Annotated in this window: 13 protein-coding genes; 7 read left to right on the top strand and 6 right to left on the bottom strand. The window is 69.4% G+C overall.

Annotated elements, in window-relative coordinates:
• Positions 1-53: 53 nt before the first annotated feature.
• The 6 genes from BVI061214_RS08930 to gap all read right to left on the bottom strand — a co-directional run bounded on the left by BVI061214_RS08930 (position 54) and on the right by gap (position 6257).
• Positions 54-1049, bottom strand: a complete 996-nt coding sequence (locus tag BVI061214_RS08930) for an alpha-ketoacid dehydrogenase subunit beta (RefSeq protein ID WP_053768089.1) — start codon at positions 1047-1049, stop codon at positions 54-56.
• Positions 1043-2083, bottom strand: coding sequence for a pyruvate dehydrogenase (acetyl-transferring) E1 component subunit alpha (pdhA, locus tag BVI061214_RS08925; protein WP_053768088.1), 1041 nt, complete (start codon positions 2081-2083; stop codon positions 1043-1045). The genes BVI061214_RS08930 and pdhA overlap by 7 nt, the downstream gene beginning before the upstream one ends.
• A complete protein-coding gene (locus BVI061214_RS08920; protein ID WP_053768087.1) occupies positions 2080-3198 on the bottom strand; it encodes a pyridoxal phosphate-dependent aminotransferase in 1119 nt (372 codons plus the stop codon). Before BVI061214_RS08920 ends, pdhA begins: the two co-directional genes overlap by 4 nt.
• 79 nt (positions 3199-3277) lie before the next feature.
• A complete protein-coding gene (tpiA, locus tag BVI061214_RS08915; protein WP_053768086.1) occupies positions 3278-4030 on the bottom strand; it encodes a triose-phosphate isomerase in 753 nt (250 codons plus the stop codon).
• Positions 4031-4091: 61 nt separating this feature from the next.
• Positions 4092-5261 (bottom strand): phosphoglycerate kinase, encoded by a 1170-nt coding sequence (locus tag BVI061214_RS08910; protein WP_053768085.1) that lies wholly within the window; start codon positions 5259-5261, stop codon positions 4092-4094.
• The gene (gap, locus tag BVI061214_RS08905; protein ID WP_053768084.1) at positions 5262-6257 is read right to left on the bottom strand and encodes a type I glyceraldehyde-3-phosphate dehydrogenase; all 996 of its coding nucleotides are present in this window, start codon (positions 6255-6257) and stop codon (positions 5262-5264) included. It lies immediately after the preceding gene.
• A 178-nt stretch (positions 6258-6435) separates the two neighbouring features.
• On the opposite strand from gap, the gene BVI061214_RS08900 reads away from it, so the two are divergent.
• From BVI061214_RS08900 to BVI061214_RS08870, 7 genes are read left to right on the top strand one after another with little or no spacing between them, the layout of a single operon-like run.
• Positions 6436-7044 (top strand): biotin transporter BioY, encoded by a 609-nt coding sequence (locus tag BVI061214_RS08900; protein ID WP_003045693.1) that lies wholly within the window; start codon positions 6436-6438, stop codon positions 7042-7044.
• A complete protein-coding gene (locus BVI061214_RS08895) occupies positions 7044-7754 on the top strand; it encodes a carbon-nitrogen hydrolase family protein (protein WP_053768083.1) in 711 nt (236 codons plus the stop codon). The genes BVI061214_RS08900 and BVI061214_RS08895 overlap by 1 nt, the downstream gene beginning before the upstream one ends.
• Before the next feature lie 5 nt (positions 7755-7759).
• The gene (smpB, locus tag BVI061214_RS08890; RefSeq protein ID WP_053768082.1) at positions 7760-8194 is read left to right on the top strand and encodes an SsrA-binding protein SmpB; all 435 of its coding nucleotides are present in this window, start codon (positions 7760-7762) and stop codon (positions 8192-8194) included.
• On the top strand, positions 8191-9339 hold the full coding sequence (locus BVI061214_RS08885) for an N-acetylmuramoyl-L-alanine amidase family protein (RefSeq protein WP_053768081.1): 1149 nt from the start codon (positions 8191-8193) through the stop codon (positions 9337-9339). The genes smpB and BVI061214_RS08885 overlap by 4 nt, the downstream gene beginning before the upstream one ends.
• The gene (locus tag BVI061214_RS08880; protein ID WP_053768080.1) at positions 9336-9830 is read left to right on the top strand and encodes a GerMN domain-containing protein; all 495 of its coding nucleotides are present in this window, start codon (positions 9336-9338) and stop codon (positions 9828-9830) included. Before BVI061214_RS08885 ends, BVI061214_RS08880 begins: the two co-directional genes overlap by 4 nt.
• Positions 9827-12850, top strand: a complete 3024-nt coding sequence (locus BVI061214_RS08875) for an AAA family ATPase (RefSeq protein WP_053768079.1) — start codon at positions 9827-9829, stop codon at positions 12848-12850. Before BVI061214_RS08880 ends, BVI061214_RS08875 begins: the two co-directional genes overlap by 4 nt.
• Entirely contained in the window at positions 12840-13166 is a 327-nt protein-coding gene (locus BVI061214_RS08870) for a nucleoside triphosphate pyrophosphohydrolase family protein (RefSeq protein WP_003045706.1), read from the top strand. The genes BVI061214_RS08875 and BVI061214_RS08870 overlap by 11 nt, the downstream gene beginning before the upstream one ends.
• Positions 13167-13257 lie beyond the last annotated feature (91 nt).

Here is a 13257-nt window from a genome sequence, read left to right as displayed (position 1 = left end):
GCCCCAAAGGCTTGGAATGACGGGCGGCCCTTTGGCGGGGCCCGGAAGAAGCCCTAATAGGTTAGCACCTTCCTGAGGGCGGCCAGGACCCTCCTGGCGTTGGGGCGGTAGAGGTCCTCAATGGCGCTGAAGGGCGGGTAGGGGGCGTCGTACCCCGCCACCCGGAGGACCGGGGCCTCGAGGTGGTCTATGGCCCCTTCGGCGATGCGGGCGGCCACCTCGGCCCCAAAGCCCCCGGTGCGCATGGCCTCGTAGACCACCACCGCCCGGCCCGTCTCCCGCACCGCCTCCAGGAGGGTGTCCTCGTCCAGGGGCACCAGGGTCTCCAGGTCCACCACCATGACCTCCACCCCTTCCCGGGCCGCCACCTCCGCCGCCTCCAGCATCACCTCCACCATCCCCCCGTAGCCGATCAAGGTGGCGGCCTTCCCCTGGCGCACCACCCGGGCCTTTCCCAGGGGCAGGGTGTAGTAGCCCTCGGGGACGGGGGCCCGGGCGCTCCGGTAGAGCTTGATGGCCTCCAGGAAAAAGACCGGGTCCTCGTCCTCTATGGCCGAAAGGAGGAGGCCCTTGGCCCTTTCTGGGCTCGAGGGGATTACCACCTTGACCCCCGGGGCGTGGGCCAGGATGGCCTCCGGGGAGTCGGCGTGCTGTTCCGGGGTGTGGACGCCCCCGCCGTAGGGAGCCCGCACCACCACGGGAAGGCCCACCCGCCCCCGGGAGCGGTGCCGCCACCGCCCCAGGTGGGAGAGGATCTGGTCCAGGGCGGGGTAGAGGAAGCCGGCGAACTGGATCTCGGCCACGGGGCGCATCCCCCCCATGGCCAGGCCGATGGCCATGCCTAGGATGCCGCTTTCCGCCAGAGGGGTGTCAAAGACCCGGCTTTCCCCGTGCTTGGCCTGAAGCCCCTCGGTGACCCGGAAGACCCCCCCAAGCCGCCCCACGTCCTCCCCGAAGACCAAGACCCTCCCGTCCCGGGAAAGGGCCAGGTCCAGGGCCTCGTTGATGGCCTGGACCATGTTGAGAAGGCGCGTCTTCTCGGCTACCATGCCTCCTCCACGTGGAGGCCCCGCCGCAGGGCCTCATAAGCCCGCCTCTGGTCGGGGCCCATCTCCTTGTAGACGTGCTCCACGATCTCCTCAGGCCTGGGCTCTGGGGCTTGGTCGGCCAGGGCCAGCTCCCGGGCGAACTCCTCCTCCAGCTCCTCCAGAAGAGCCCTTTCCCTCTCCTCGTCCCAGAGGCCTCTTTCCTCCAGGGCCTTCCTAAGGCGCAGGATGGGGTCCTTCCGCCGCCAGGCCTCCTCCTCCTCCCGGGTGCGGTAGCGGGTGGGGTCGTCAGAGGTGGTGTGGGGGGCCAGGCGGTAGGTGAGGGCCTCGAGGAGGGTAGGGCCTTCCCCCCGCCTCGCCCTTTCCACCGCCTTCTTAGCCTCCAGGTAGACGGCAAAGGCATCGTTCCCGTCCACCACCACCCCGGGCATGCCGTAGCCCTCGGCCCTACGGGCGATGTAGTCCACCCGCATCTGCTTGGCGCGGGGAACGCTGATGGCGTAGCCGTTGTTCTGCACCAGGAAGACCACCGGGGCCTGGAAGACGGCGGCGAAGTTCAGGCCCTCGTGAAAGTCCCCCTCGCTGGTGCCCCCGTCCCCGATGGAGGTGGCCACCACCCAGTCCTCCCCCCGGTACCGGCCCGCCAGGGCCAGGCCCACGGCCTGGGGAATCTGGGTGGCGATGGGGATGTAGGGGTTCACCACCCGCACCCCCTCGGGAAAGCCCCAGCCCGCCGGGTGGGCCCGCCAGTAGAGGATGAGGACGTGGATGGGGAGGCCCCTGGCGAGGAGCATGGCGCTCTCCCGGTAGGAGGGGACCACCCAGTCCCCCTCCCCTAGGGCCAGGGCCACCCCCACCTGGGCCGCCTCCTGGCCCATAAAGGGGGGGTAGACCCCAAGCCGCCCCTGGCGCTGGAGGGTGACGGCCTTCTCGTCAAAAAACCGGGCCCGGCGCATGGCCCGGTAGAGCCTCAGGGCCTCCCCCTCTTCCAGGGGGAACTCGCCCTTTTCCAGGTAGGCCACAGGCTTTAGCTTCACGCCAGGGAGTTTACCACAGGAGCCAGGCGCTCCAGGGCCACCATAAGCTCCTCCTCCTTCTTGCAGAAGGCGAAGCGGAAAAGCCCCTCCGGGGGGTCTTCCCAGTAGAAGGCCGAGGCGGGGATCAGGGCCACCCGGGCCCTTTCCACCAGGCGAAAGGCGTCCCACCCCGGAAGCTCGGCCATGAGGAAGTAGGTGCCCTCAGGGATGTAGACCCGAAGCCCCAGGGCCCTAAGCCTCCCGGCGAGAAGGTCCCGCCTTTTCCGGTAGCTTTCCCTCAAGGCCTCGTAAAAGCCTTCCCGCCTCGCCACCCTCAGGGCCTCGGCCACCCCGGCCTGGAGGGGGGAGGGGGCGGAAAAGCTGGTCCACTGGCGCATCCCGGCGATGGTGGGCATGAACGCCTTAGGCCCCACGATCCAGCCCACGCGGTAGCCGGTGGCCTCGAGGCGCTTCCCGGCGCTCCCCACGGTGAAGGTGCGCTCCGGGGCGAACTCCCTAAGGCGCCTGGGCCTCTCCCCGTAGTAGAGCTCGTCGTAGACCTCGTCGGAAACCAGAAAGAGGTCGTGCCTCCTGGCAAGCTCGGCGATGGCCTTTAGCTCCGCTTCCTTGAAGACGAGGCCCGTGGGGTTCATAGGCGTGTTCAGGAGGAGGAGGCGGGTCCTTGGGGCGATGGCCCTCTCCAAGGCCCCAAGGTCCAGCCGGAAGCCCCCTTCCTCCAGGGGAAGCCGCACCAGCCGGGCCTCGGCCCCGGCCAGGAAAGCGTCCGGCAGGTAGACGTCAAAGAAGGGTTCCAGGACCACCACCTCCTCCCCCGGCCCCACCAAGCTCTGGAGGAGGACGTAAAGGGCCTCGGTGGCCCCGGAGGTGACCACCACGGCCTCAGGCTCCACGCCAAACTCCTCCGCCAGGGCCTCCCTTAAAGCAGGAAGCCCGGCGGGAGGGGCGTACTGGTCGTAGCGGCCCAGGGCGCGGCGCACCGCCTCCAGGAGGAAGGGAGGCGGGGGGGTGGAGGGGAAGCCCTGGCCCAGGTTCACCGCGCCCAGGCGCTGGGCGAGGGCGCTCATCTTGGGAAAGATGCTCTCCTTGGCGGCCTGGGTCCGGGGGTGGAGGCGCATGGGGATAGGGTAGCGCAACTTTATGCCCGTGGGGAGAGGTCCCCTTGGGCGAGGCTTCTTGGCCTCGCTCCGTAGCCGCTTAGCCCGCCATCCGAAGGAGGGCGAGGAAGCTTTCCAGCTCCAGGCTGGCCCCGCCCACGAGCCCCCCGTCCACGTTGGGCATGGAGAGGAGGTCGGCGAAGTTCTTGGGGTTCACGCTTCCCCCGTAGAGGACGCGCACCCGGCTGGCGAAGGCCTCTCCGTAGCGCTCGGCGAGGGCCTGGCGGATGGCCTGGTGCATGGCCTCGGCGTCCTCGGGGGTGGCGTTTTTCCCGGTGCCGATGGCCCAGACGGGCTCATAGGCGATGACCAGGCGATCGGGGCTTTCGGGCTCCACGCCCTTAAGGCTCCCCAAAAGCTGGGCCAGGGTGTAGGGTACGGCCTCTCCCCTCTCCCGGACTTCTAGAGGCTCCCCCACGCAGAGGATGGGGGTGATGCCCTCCTCCAGAAGCCTTTTGGCCTTCTCCGCCACCAGCGCATCGCTTTCCCCGTGGTAGCGCCTTCTTTCCGAGTGGCCCACGATGGCGTAGCGGCATCCCAGGTCGGCGAGCATCCGGGCCGACACCTCCCCGGTGTAGGCCCCCTCCCGGTGGGCGGACACGTCCTGGGCCCCGTAGGCGACCCCCGTGCCCGAGAGGACCTCCTTGGCCACCGGGAGCATGGGGAAGGCGGGTAGGACCGCCGCCTCCGAGTCCAAGGGGGGAAGGAGCCTTTTTAGCTCCGCCAGCCAGACCCGGGCCTCCGAGGGAACCTTGTGCATCTTCCAGTTTCCTGCCACTAGCACACGCCGCATGGGGGCATCATAAAGGGAAAGCCCCCGCTCAAGAAAGAGGCGGGGGCCTGAGGAACTTTGTCTATTCCAGGACCTCAATCCCGGGAAGCGTGCCCTTCTCCAGGTACTCCAGGCTGGCTCCGCCCCCGGTGGACACGTGGCCAAAGCGGTCCTTCAGCCCCAGGCGGTTCACCGCCGCCACCGAGTCCCCGCCCCCCACCACGGTGAAGGCCCCTTCCAGATCCGCCAGGGCCCGGCCCACGGCCAGGGTCCCCTCGTCAAAGGGGGGCACCTCAAAGACCCCCATGGGCCCGTTCCAGAAGGCGGTGCGCACGCCCCTCAAGGCCTCCCGGAAAAGCTCCCGGGTCCTGGGCCCGATGTCCAGGCCCATGTAGGGCGTGGGGATGGCGTCGGCCGGGAAGACCTGGGTGGGCACGCCGGGCTCTATCTTTTCCGCCGCCACCACGTCGGCGGGCAGGTAGACCTTTACCCCCAGGGCCTCGGCCCGGGCCAGGAGGTCCCTGGCCAGGTCCAGGCGGTCCTCCTCCACCAGGCTTTTACCCACCTCCCCCCCCAGGGCCTTGATGAAGGTAAAGGCCATGGCCCCGCCGATGAGGAGGCGGTCCACCTTGGGCAGAAGGCTCTCCAGCACCCCGATCTTGTCGGAGACCTTGGCCCCGCCGATGACCACGGCGTAAGGCTTCTCCGGGTCGTGGAGAAGGCGGGAGAGGGCCTTCACCTCCTTTTCCATGAGGAAGCCGGCGTAGGCGGGGAGGAGCCTGGCCACCCCCACCACGCTGGCGTGGGCTCGGTGGGCGCTCCCGAAGGCATCCAGCACGAAGGCATCCCCCAGCTGGGCGTAGCGGCGGGAGAGCTCCGGGTCGTTCTTCTCCTCCCCGGGCTCAAAGCGCACGTTTTCCAGAAGGGCCACCTCGCCCGGGGCCAGGCCCTTCACGGCCTCCAAGGCCTCGTCGGAGCCCGGGCTATGGGGAACGAAGCGCGCCTTGGGGATGTGCCGGGCCAGGGCCTCGGCCACGGGGGTCAGTGAGTACTTGGGGTCGGGGCCCTTGGGGCGGCCCAGGTGGGAGAGGAGGACCAAAGAGGCCCCCCCCTCCAGGAGGTGGCGCAGGGTGGGAAGGCTTTCCAGGATCCGGGTCTCATCCTGGACCACGCCGCCCTGGATGGGGACGTTGTAATCCACCCGCACCAGGACCCGCTTCCCCCTGGGGTCCAGGTCCTTCAGGGTGCGCATCTAAACCCCCTTCCTGAGGACCAGCTCCACCAGGTCCGCCACCCGGTTGGCGTAGCCCCACTCGTTGTCGTACCAGGCGAAGACCTTGACCATGTTGCCCAGGGCCTTGGTCAGCTTGGCGTCCACGATGGAGGAGTGGGGGTCCATGACGATGTCCTGGAGGACGATCTCGTCCTCGGTGTAGGCCAGGATGCCCTTCAGGGGCCCTTCGGCGGCGGCCTTGAGGGCGGCGTTCACCTCCTCGGCGGTGACCTCCCGCTTGAGGAGGGCGGTGATGTCGGAGATGCTCCCCGTGGCCGTGGGCACGCGGAGGGCCATGCCGTCAAAGCGGCCCTTGAGGGAGGGCAGGACCAGAGCGGTGGCCTTGGCCGCCCCGGTGGTGGTGGGGATGATGTTGATGGCGGCGGCCCGGGCCCGGCGCAGGTCCTTGTGGGGCAGGTCCAGGAGCCGCTGGTCGTTGGTGTAGGAGTGGACGGTGGTCATGAGGGCCTTCTCCACGCCGAAGGCCTCCTCCAGGACCTTCATCACCGGGGCCAGGGAGTTGGTGGTGCAGGAGGCGTTGGAGATGATGTGGTGCCGGGAGGGGTCGTAGGCCTCGTGGTTCACCCCCATGACGATGGTGATGTCCTCGCCCTTGGCGGGGGCGGTGATAATGACCTTCTTGGCCCCCCCTTCCAGGTGGGCCTTGGCCTTGTCGGCGTCGGTGAAGACCCCCGTGGACTCAATGACCACGCCCACCCCCGCCTCGGCCCAGGGGATCTCCTTGGGGTCCTTGACGGCCGTGGCCCGGATGGCCTTCCCGTCCACGTAGAGGTACTGGTCGTCGTAGGCCACCTCGCCGGGGAAGCGGTGGTAGATGGAGTCGTACTTGAGGAGGTGGGCCAGGGTCTTGTTGTCGGTGAGGTCGTTGATAAGGGCCACCTCCACGCCCCGGCTATGCAGGATGCGGAAGACCTGACGCCCGATGCGGCCGAATCCGTTGATGCCTACCTTCATAGCTTTCCTCCTTCGCCCCGAAGGGGCTCTAACGCCAGTCTACTATCCTTCGCAAACCCTTGGCGCATAAGGGCCCTTCGTCCCCCGATAAGCCCCCCCTTTAGGGGGCCCTTGACCCCGTCAACCCAGGTCCGGTATTTTGGTTGACGAACCCGGCAGGGTTCATAAGGAGGAGGCTATGAAAAAGACCCAGTCCCTGCCCTACCTGCCCCTGGCCAAGACCCTGTGGCCCGCCCGCTCCTTGGGCCGCGACCTGAGCCTCGTCCTGGCGGGAAGCCTCTTTGTGGCCCTTCTGGCCCAGGTGGCCATCCCCCTCCCCTTCACCCCGGTGCCCATCACCGGGCAGACCCTGGGGGTTTTGCTGGTGGGGGCCGCCCTGGGAAGCCGGCTTGGCTTCATGGCCCTCCTGGCCTACCTCCTCGAGGGGGCCATGGGCCTTCCCGTCTTCGCCGGAGGCACGGGCGGTCTGGCCAAGATCCTGGGGCCCACGGGGGGCTTTCTCCTGGCCTTTCCCCTGGCCGCCGGCCTGGTGGGGCTTCTAGTGGAGCGCTTGGGCCTGGACCGGAGCTTCCTGGGCACCCTCCTCGCCATGCTCCTGGGGAACGCCCTCATCTACCTCCTGGGCCTGCCCTGGCTCTGGGCCTGGCTTATGGGGGCGGGGAAGGCCCTTGGTCTTTCCGGGCTTCTCGCCATGGGCCTCTTCCCCTTCATCCCCGGGGACCTGGTGAAGGCGGTCCTGGCGGCTCTTCTTCTCCCTAGCGCCTGGCGCCTCCTGGGCCGGAGGTAATGCGCCTCGCCCTCGCTCATCTGGGCAAGCGGGAAAGCCTAGAGTTGCTCCTCAAGGCCCTAAGCCCCCTAGCCCGGGCCGCCCGGGAGGAGGGAGCGGGGCTTTTGCTCCTGCCCGAGCTGGTCCTGGGGAAAGCGCCCTCGCCCCCCCTTCCGGAAGCCCTCTCGGCGCTTGCCCAGGAAACCGGGATCCTCCTCGTGGCCGGCCACCTGGGGGAGGGCTCTCGCAACCGTCTCCAGGTTTTTCCCGAAGGCCCCGTCTACGACAAGGTCCACCTCTACCTGCCCCAAGGAGAAGAGGGCGACCGGGGCCTCCTCCCCGGGAAGGGCCCCGTGGCCTTCCCCTGGCGGGGCCGGAGCTTCGGCCTCGCCCTCTGCTACGACCTGGACTTCCCCGAGCTCTTCCGGGCCTACGCCCTGAAGGGGGTCCAGGCCTTTCTGGTGGGGGCCGCCTGGCCCGGGGCCTACGCCGGGCTTCTTGAGATCCTGGCCCGGGCCCGGGCAGCGGAGAACCAGGCCTACCTCTTCCTGGCAAGCCGCGCGGACACGGGGAGCCCCACCCTCTTCATCGCCCCCGACGGACGCGTCCTGGGGAGGCGGGAGGAGGAAGGGCTCCTCCTGGCCGAGCCCGACTGGGGCTTCCTCGAGGCCTACCGGGAGAAGTACCCCATCCTGCGGCACCGCCGGGAGGAGGCCTATCGGGTAAGATAGGCCCCGTGCGGCCCACGCTGGAGAACCGTCGCGCCCGCCACGACTACGAGATCCTGGAGACCTACGAGGCCGGGATCGCCCTCAAGGGCACCGAGGTCAAGTCCCTCCGGGAGGGGAAGGTGGACTTCACCGGGAGCTTCGCCCGCTTCCAGAACGGCGAGCTCCATCTGGAAAACCTCTACATCGCACCCTATGAGAAGGGCTCCTACATGAACGTGGACCCCAGGCGGCCCAGGAAGCTCCTCCTGCACAAGCACGAGCTCAGGCGCCTCCTGGGCAAGGTGGAGCAGAAGGGGCTCACCCTGGTGCCCCTCAAGATCTACTTCAACGAGCGGGGCTACGCCAAGGTTCTCCTGGGCCTGGCCCGGGGCAAGAAGGCCTACCAGAAAAAGCTGGACGACAAGAAAGAGGCCGTGCGCCGGGCTTTGGAGGAGCTATGAGGCTTTGGCTCCTTTTCCTTTGGGGTCTGGCCCTGGCCCAGGCCCCCAAGCCCCTCAAAGTGGGGGCCCTCACCGGGGAGTCCCTCTACCCCGGCGGGCGGGGGGTGGCCTACGGGGAGGCCCGCCTGGTGGCCCAGGGCCTGGGGCTAAGCCTCTGGCAGGGGGGCGGCCAGGTGGCCCTGGGCCTGGGGAGCCGGGTGCAGGCCTTCCCCGTGGTGGCCGAGGAGGCCAGGGCCGCCACAGGCCCTTCCGCCTGGCGGCAGGGGGACAAGGTCTATGTGCCCCTCCGTCCCCTGGCCGAGGCGCTGGGACTCGAGTACCGGGCCCGGGAAGGCATCCTCCTGAGCCTCCCCTGGGCCAGGCTCCTGGGGGTGGAGCGGGGCCAGGGAAGGCTCCTCCTCCGCTTTTCCCGGGAGGTCAACGCCGTGGTCCGGGAGGGGGGGGTGCTCTTCCTCCTGGCCCAGGGGGAGGGCGAGGGCTTGCGGCAGGAGGCCCTGGGCCTCTTCCTGCCCCTAGAGTCCCCGCCCGACCGCCTCTACTACCCCGGCGGGAACCGGGTGGCCCTGGAGTGGGGGCCCCTTCCCCGCCCCAGGCCCCTGGTCCTCCTGGACCCCGGGCACGGCGGCCAGGACCCGGGGATGACCTTTGGGGACCTCAAGGAGAAGGACCTGGCCCTGGACCTGGCCCGCAGGGTGGCGGCACGCCTTCCGGGAAGCCGCCTGACCCGCACCGGCGACGAGACCCTTCCCCTCGAGGCCCGCCTGGAGAAGGCCCGGGAAGCCGGGGTCCTCATCTCCTTCCACCTCACCCAAGGAAGCGCCCTAAACCTCTACCTGCCCAAGGGGCGCACAACCCCCCTGGCCAAAAGCGCCGAGGCCCTCCTGGCCTCGGTCACCAAGGAGCGGGCCGGCCTCCTCAAGGCCTACGCCGGAGACCCCCGCCTCCTCGCCAAGGCCCTGGAGGAGGCCTTGGGGTCCCTGGGCCTGGTGGTGGCCAAGGCAGAAGGCCCCTACGCCCTTCTGGACATCCCCGGGGCCGGGGTCATCCTGGAGGTGGGCGTGGAGCGCCTGAAAACCCCTGAGGCCAAAGAGGCCCTGGCCCAGGCCATAGCCCGCGGCGTGCGGGCGTATCTGGAGGGACCATGAGGGGACTCTTCACGTTATGGAACCTCTTTGGGCTTATCGTCTTCCTCCTGGGCGGGGCCTTCTACCTGAAAGGCCAGGAAAGGATGGGCCCCGCCGCCCTCCCCATCCCGGCGGAGGAGGCGGCCCAAAACACCCTGGTCCTGGTCCTCCTGCGGCCCAACCCGCCCGAGGGCTTCCTCAAGGAGACCCGGACCCTGGAGCTAGGCCCCGGGGAGACCCCGGGGGGGAAGGCCCTGGAGCTCTGGTCGGAGGCCGCCTCTGCCCCCAGGCCCAAGGCCCTCTTCTTCCAGGGGAAAAGGCTTTGGGTGGACCTGCCCCAGAACTTCGCCCTGGGGCTTGACGCCACCCTCGAGGCCTTCCGCCTCTACAGCCTGGCCTACACCCTCCTCTCCACCTTCCCCCAGGCCGAGGAGGTCCGCTTCCTGGTGGAGGGGCGGCCCAGCGCTGGCCTGGCCCACCTGGACCTCAGCAAGCCCATCCGCCTGCCATGAACACCTGGCGCATTGACCGGCTCACCCTTCAGGGGTTCAAGTCCTTCGCTGAACGGACGGTCCTGGACTTCCCCGACCCCATCACCGGCATCATCGGCCCCAACGGCTCCGGCAAGAGCAACCTGGTGGAGGCCATCCGCTTCGTCACCGGGGCCCGGGCCCAGGAGCTTAGGGGTCAGGAGCTCAAGGCCTTCCTCTTCCAGGGCGGGGAAGGCAAGCCCCCGGCGGGCTTCGCCGAGGTGCGGCTGGAGCTTTCCCGGGGCCGGGAGCGCCTCCTGGTGGAAAGGCGCATAGAGGGAGAAAGGAGCCTCTTCCGGGTCAACGGCCGCCCGATGAGCCTCAAGGCCCTGGCCCTCCACCTCTCGGGCACGGGGCTTGGCCGGGGCGGGTACGCCATCGTGGGCCAGGGGGAGGTGGGGGCCCTTCTGGAGGCCCCGGAGGAGGTCCTTCTCTCCCACCTGGAGGAGGCGGCGGGCCTCAAGCCGGTGGCCGAGGCGGCCCGGGCCACGGAGATAAAGCTCAAGGAGGCCCTAGAGCTCCTGGAGGCCAGGGAGAAGGAGCTTGCCGAGCTGAAGGCCCGGGCGGAGGCCCTGGGGAAGGAGGCCGAGAGGGCGAAGAGGGCCCGGGAGCTTGCCGCTTTGGCCCTGGCCCTCAAGCGAAGCCTCCTTCTGGCCCGCAAGGAGGAAGCGGAAGGGGAGGTGGAGGCCTTAAGGGCCCGGCTTCTCGCCCTCAAGGAGGAGGAGGCCGAACTCCTCTCCCGGCGGGAGGCCTTGGACAGGGAGAGGAAGGCCCTGGCCGAGGAGGTGGAAGCCTTGAGGGCGAGGCTTCAGGAAGCCCTTCTTTCCCTCAAGGAGAAGGAGGCCCTGGAAGGGGAGGCGCGGGAGCTCACCCGGGTCCTCAAGGCCCTGGAGCGGCCCAGGCCGGAGAACCCCGGGCCCCCGCCCCCCGCCCCGGCCCTGCCCAAAGAGGAGGCCCTTCGGCGCCTCAAGGCCCTGAAGGCCAAGGAGGCCCAGCTCCTCCAGGAAAAGCGCCACCTGGAGGAGGCCTGGCGCCGCTACGAGGTGGCCTTGGCCCGCTACCAGGAGAGGCTTTCCGCCTACCAAAGGGCCCTTTCGGAAAGGGCCAGGCTGGAGGCGGAGCTCCAGGCCAAGGAGGAGGCCCTTCTTCCCCTCGAGGCCGGGGTAAGGCAAAGGCGGGAGCGTGGGGCCCGCCTCCGGGAGGTGGAGGCCCAGCTTTTGGCCCTCCGCCGGGAAGAGGAGCGCCTCAGAAGCCTGGTGGCCTCGGGAGCGGATTTGCAGGAAGGCCCCAGGAAGGTGCGGGGCCTCCCCGGCATCCTGGGCGTGGTGGCCGACCTCATCCGGCCTGAGCCCGGGCTGGAGGGGGCTTTGGAGGTGGCCCTGGGCCCCAGGCTGGGCTGGGTGCTGGCCCAGGACGAGGAGGCCGCCAAAGGGGCCATTGCCCGGCTGAAGCGGGAGGGGGGACGGGCCACCTTTCTGCCCCTGACCCTCCTCACCCCCCCGCCCAGGCCCTCCCCCAGGCCGGCCCAAGGCCTCCTCGGTCCCGCCTACCGGCTCGCCCGGCTCCAGCCCGAAGGCCTTCCCGAGGAGGCCATCCTCCTCACCCTCTTCGCCGATACTCTGGTCTTTCAGGACCTGGAGGCCGCCCTTGCCTACCGCAAGGGCGGGGGCCGGGAGCGCCTGGTGACCCTGGAAGGGGAGGTCCTGGAGCGCTCCGGGGCCCTCACCGGGGGAAGGGGACGGCAGGGGGAAAGCCTCCTCCTCCGCCGCCGGCTTAAGGAGGCGGAAGAGGAAAGAAGAAGGCTGGAGGAGGCAAAGAAGGCCCTCCAGGAGGCCTTAAAGGACCTGCCCACCGAGGAGGCCCTGGCCGAGCTGAAGGCCCAGGTTTCCTCCCTGAAGGCCCGGCTCAGCGCCCCCCCGCCAAGCCCCCCTGAGCCCCCCGAGCCCCCCAAGGCCACCTGGGACGAGGCCCCCCTGAAGGCCCTCGAGGCGGAGAAGGCGGCCCTGGAAGAGGCCCTGGCCCAGGCGGAAGCGTGGGAGCGCTGGCAGGTCCTGAAAAAGGCCCTCGCCGCCTGGGAGGAGGCCCAGGAGGAGGCGATAAGGCTTAGGGCGAGGTTAGCCCAGCTGGAGGCCCGCCTCAAGGCCTTCGCCCCCCTGGAGGAGGAGGCCCGGGCCCTCACCGCCCGCCTGGAGGCCCTGAAGCGAGAGCGGGCGGGGAAAGAGGAGGCCCTGGAAAAGGCCCTGGCCCGCTGGAACGCCCTTTTGGCCGAAAGGGAGATGGCCGGGCTCACCCTGGCCCGAAGGGAGGCCCTTCTGGAGGAGCTTTCCCGGGAGCTTTCCGCCCTTCCCCCCGGCGAGCGCCACCCCGGCACCCCCCGGGCCCTCCAGGCCCGGTTGGCCCAGGTGGAAAAGGAGAGGGAGGCCCTAGGCCCGGTCAACGCCCTAGCGGAGAGGGAACTTACGGAGCTTACGCCCCTCCTGGAGGCCAAGGAGAAGGAGGTGGACGAGGCCACCTTGGCCCTCTTCCGCCTCGAGGCCGAGCTCAAGGCCGTGGAAGGGGAGTACGGGAAGAGGCTCCAAGAGGCCTTCGCCCGCTTCCAGGAGGCCTTCCGGAACCACGCCCTGCTCCTCCTCGGGGCCCGGGCCGAGGCCAGGCGGGAAAGCGGGGGCCTCCGCCTCCTCTTGGTGCCCAAGGGCAAGCGCACCCAGGACCTGAGGCTCCTCTCCTTGGGGGAGAAGACCCTGGGGGCTTTGGCCTTCCTCTTCGCCCTGGGGGAGCTCCAGGGAGGACTGCCCCTGGCCGTTTTGGACGAGGTAGACGCCGCTTTGGACGAGGCCAACCTCCTCCGCTTCGCCCGCTTCCTGAATAGCGGCCGGCAGTTCCTCCTGGTGACCCACCAGAAGCGCACCATGGAGGCCTGCCACGCCCTCTACGGGGTCACGGCGGAGGGCGGGGTGAGCCGGGTGTACAGCATCCGCAAGGAGGTGCTGGATGACGCTTGAAACCTACCAGAAGGAGGCCGCCAAGACCGCCCGCTACCCTGAGGCCTACCGCCTCCTCTACCCCACCCTGGGCCTGGTGGGGGAGGCGGGGGAGCTGGCCAACAAGGTCAAGAAGGTCCTGAGGGACCAGGAAGGCGAGCTCACCGAGGAAACCCGGGAGGCCCTTCTGGCGGAGCTCGGGGACGTGCTCTGGTACGTGGCCCAGGTGGCCACGGACCTGGGGGTGAGCCTCGAGGCCGTAGCCGAGGCCAACCTGAGGAAACTCCGCTCCCGCCTGGAGCGGGGGGTCATCTCCGGCTCCGGCGACAACCGCTAACGCGAACCGCTCTTCAAGGAAGACGAAGCCAAGAAGGACCAGTACACCGAGTACCGCCGCTGGTACCTGCGCCTCAAGAAGCGGAGTAGAG

This window comes from Thermus aquaticus (assembly GCF_001280255.1).
Classification (GTDB): Bacteria; Deinococcota; Deinococci; order Deinococcales; family Thermaceae; genus Thermus; species Thermus aquaticus.
Note: the sequence above shows the minus strand (reverse complement) of the source record. Positions and strands in the feature narration are given on the sequence as shown.

Excerpts from the sequence above, each read along its gene's own strand:
- gap (WP_053768084.1), bottom strand. The coding sequence starts at position 6,257 with ATGAAGGTAGGCATCAACGGATTCGGCCGCATCGGGCGTCAGGTCTTC.
- BVI061214_RS08875 (WP_053768079.1), top strand. The coding sequence starts at position 9,827 with ATGAACACCTGGCGCATTGACCGGCTCACCCTTCAGGGGTTCAAGTCC.
- BVI061214_RS08870 (WP_003045706.1), top strand. The coding sequence starts at position 12,840 with ATGACGCTTGAAACCTACCAGAAGGAGGCCGCCAAGACCGCCCGCTAC.
- BVI061214_RS08895 (WP_053768083.1), top strand. The coding sequence starts at position 7,044 with ATGCGCCTCGCCCTCGCTCATCTGGGCAAGCGGGAAAGCCTAGAGTTG.
- BVI061214_RS08930 (WP_053768089.1), bottom strand. The coding sequence starts at position 1,049 with ATGGTAGCCGAGAAGACGCGCCTTCTCAACATGGTCCAGGCCATCAAC.
- tpiA (WP_053768086.1), bottom strand. The coding sequence starts at position 4,030 with ATGCGGCGTGTGCTAGTGGCAGGAAACTGGAAGATGCACAAGGTTCCC.
- BVI061214_RS08900 (WP_003045693.1), top strand. The coding sequence starts at position 6,436 with ATGAAAAAGACCCAGTCCCTGCCCTACCTGCCCCTGGCCAAGACCCTG.
- BVI061214_RS08920 (WP_053768087.1), bottom strand. The coding sequence starts at position 3,198 with ATGCGCCTCCACCCCCGGACCCAGGCCGCCAAGGAGAGCATCTTTCCC.
- BVI061214_RS08910 (WP_053768085.1), bottom strand. The coding sequence starts at position 5,261 with ATGCGCACCCTGAAGGACCTGGACCCCAGGGGGAAGCGGGTCCTGGTG.
- BVI061214_RS08880 (WP_053768080.1), top strand. The coding sequence starts at position 9,336 with ATGAGGGGACTCTTCACGTTATGGAACCTCTTTGGGCTTATCGTCTTC.
- BVI061214_RS08885 (WP_053768081.1), top strand. The coding sequence starts at position 8,191 with ATGAGGCTTTGGCTCCTTTTCCTTTGGGGTCTGGCCCTGGCCCAGGCC.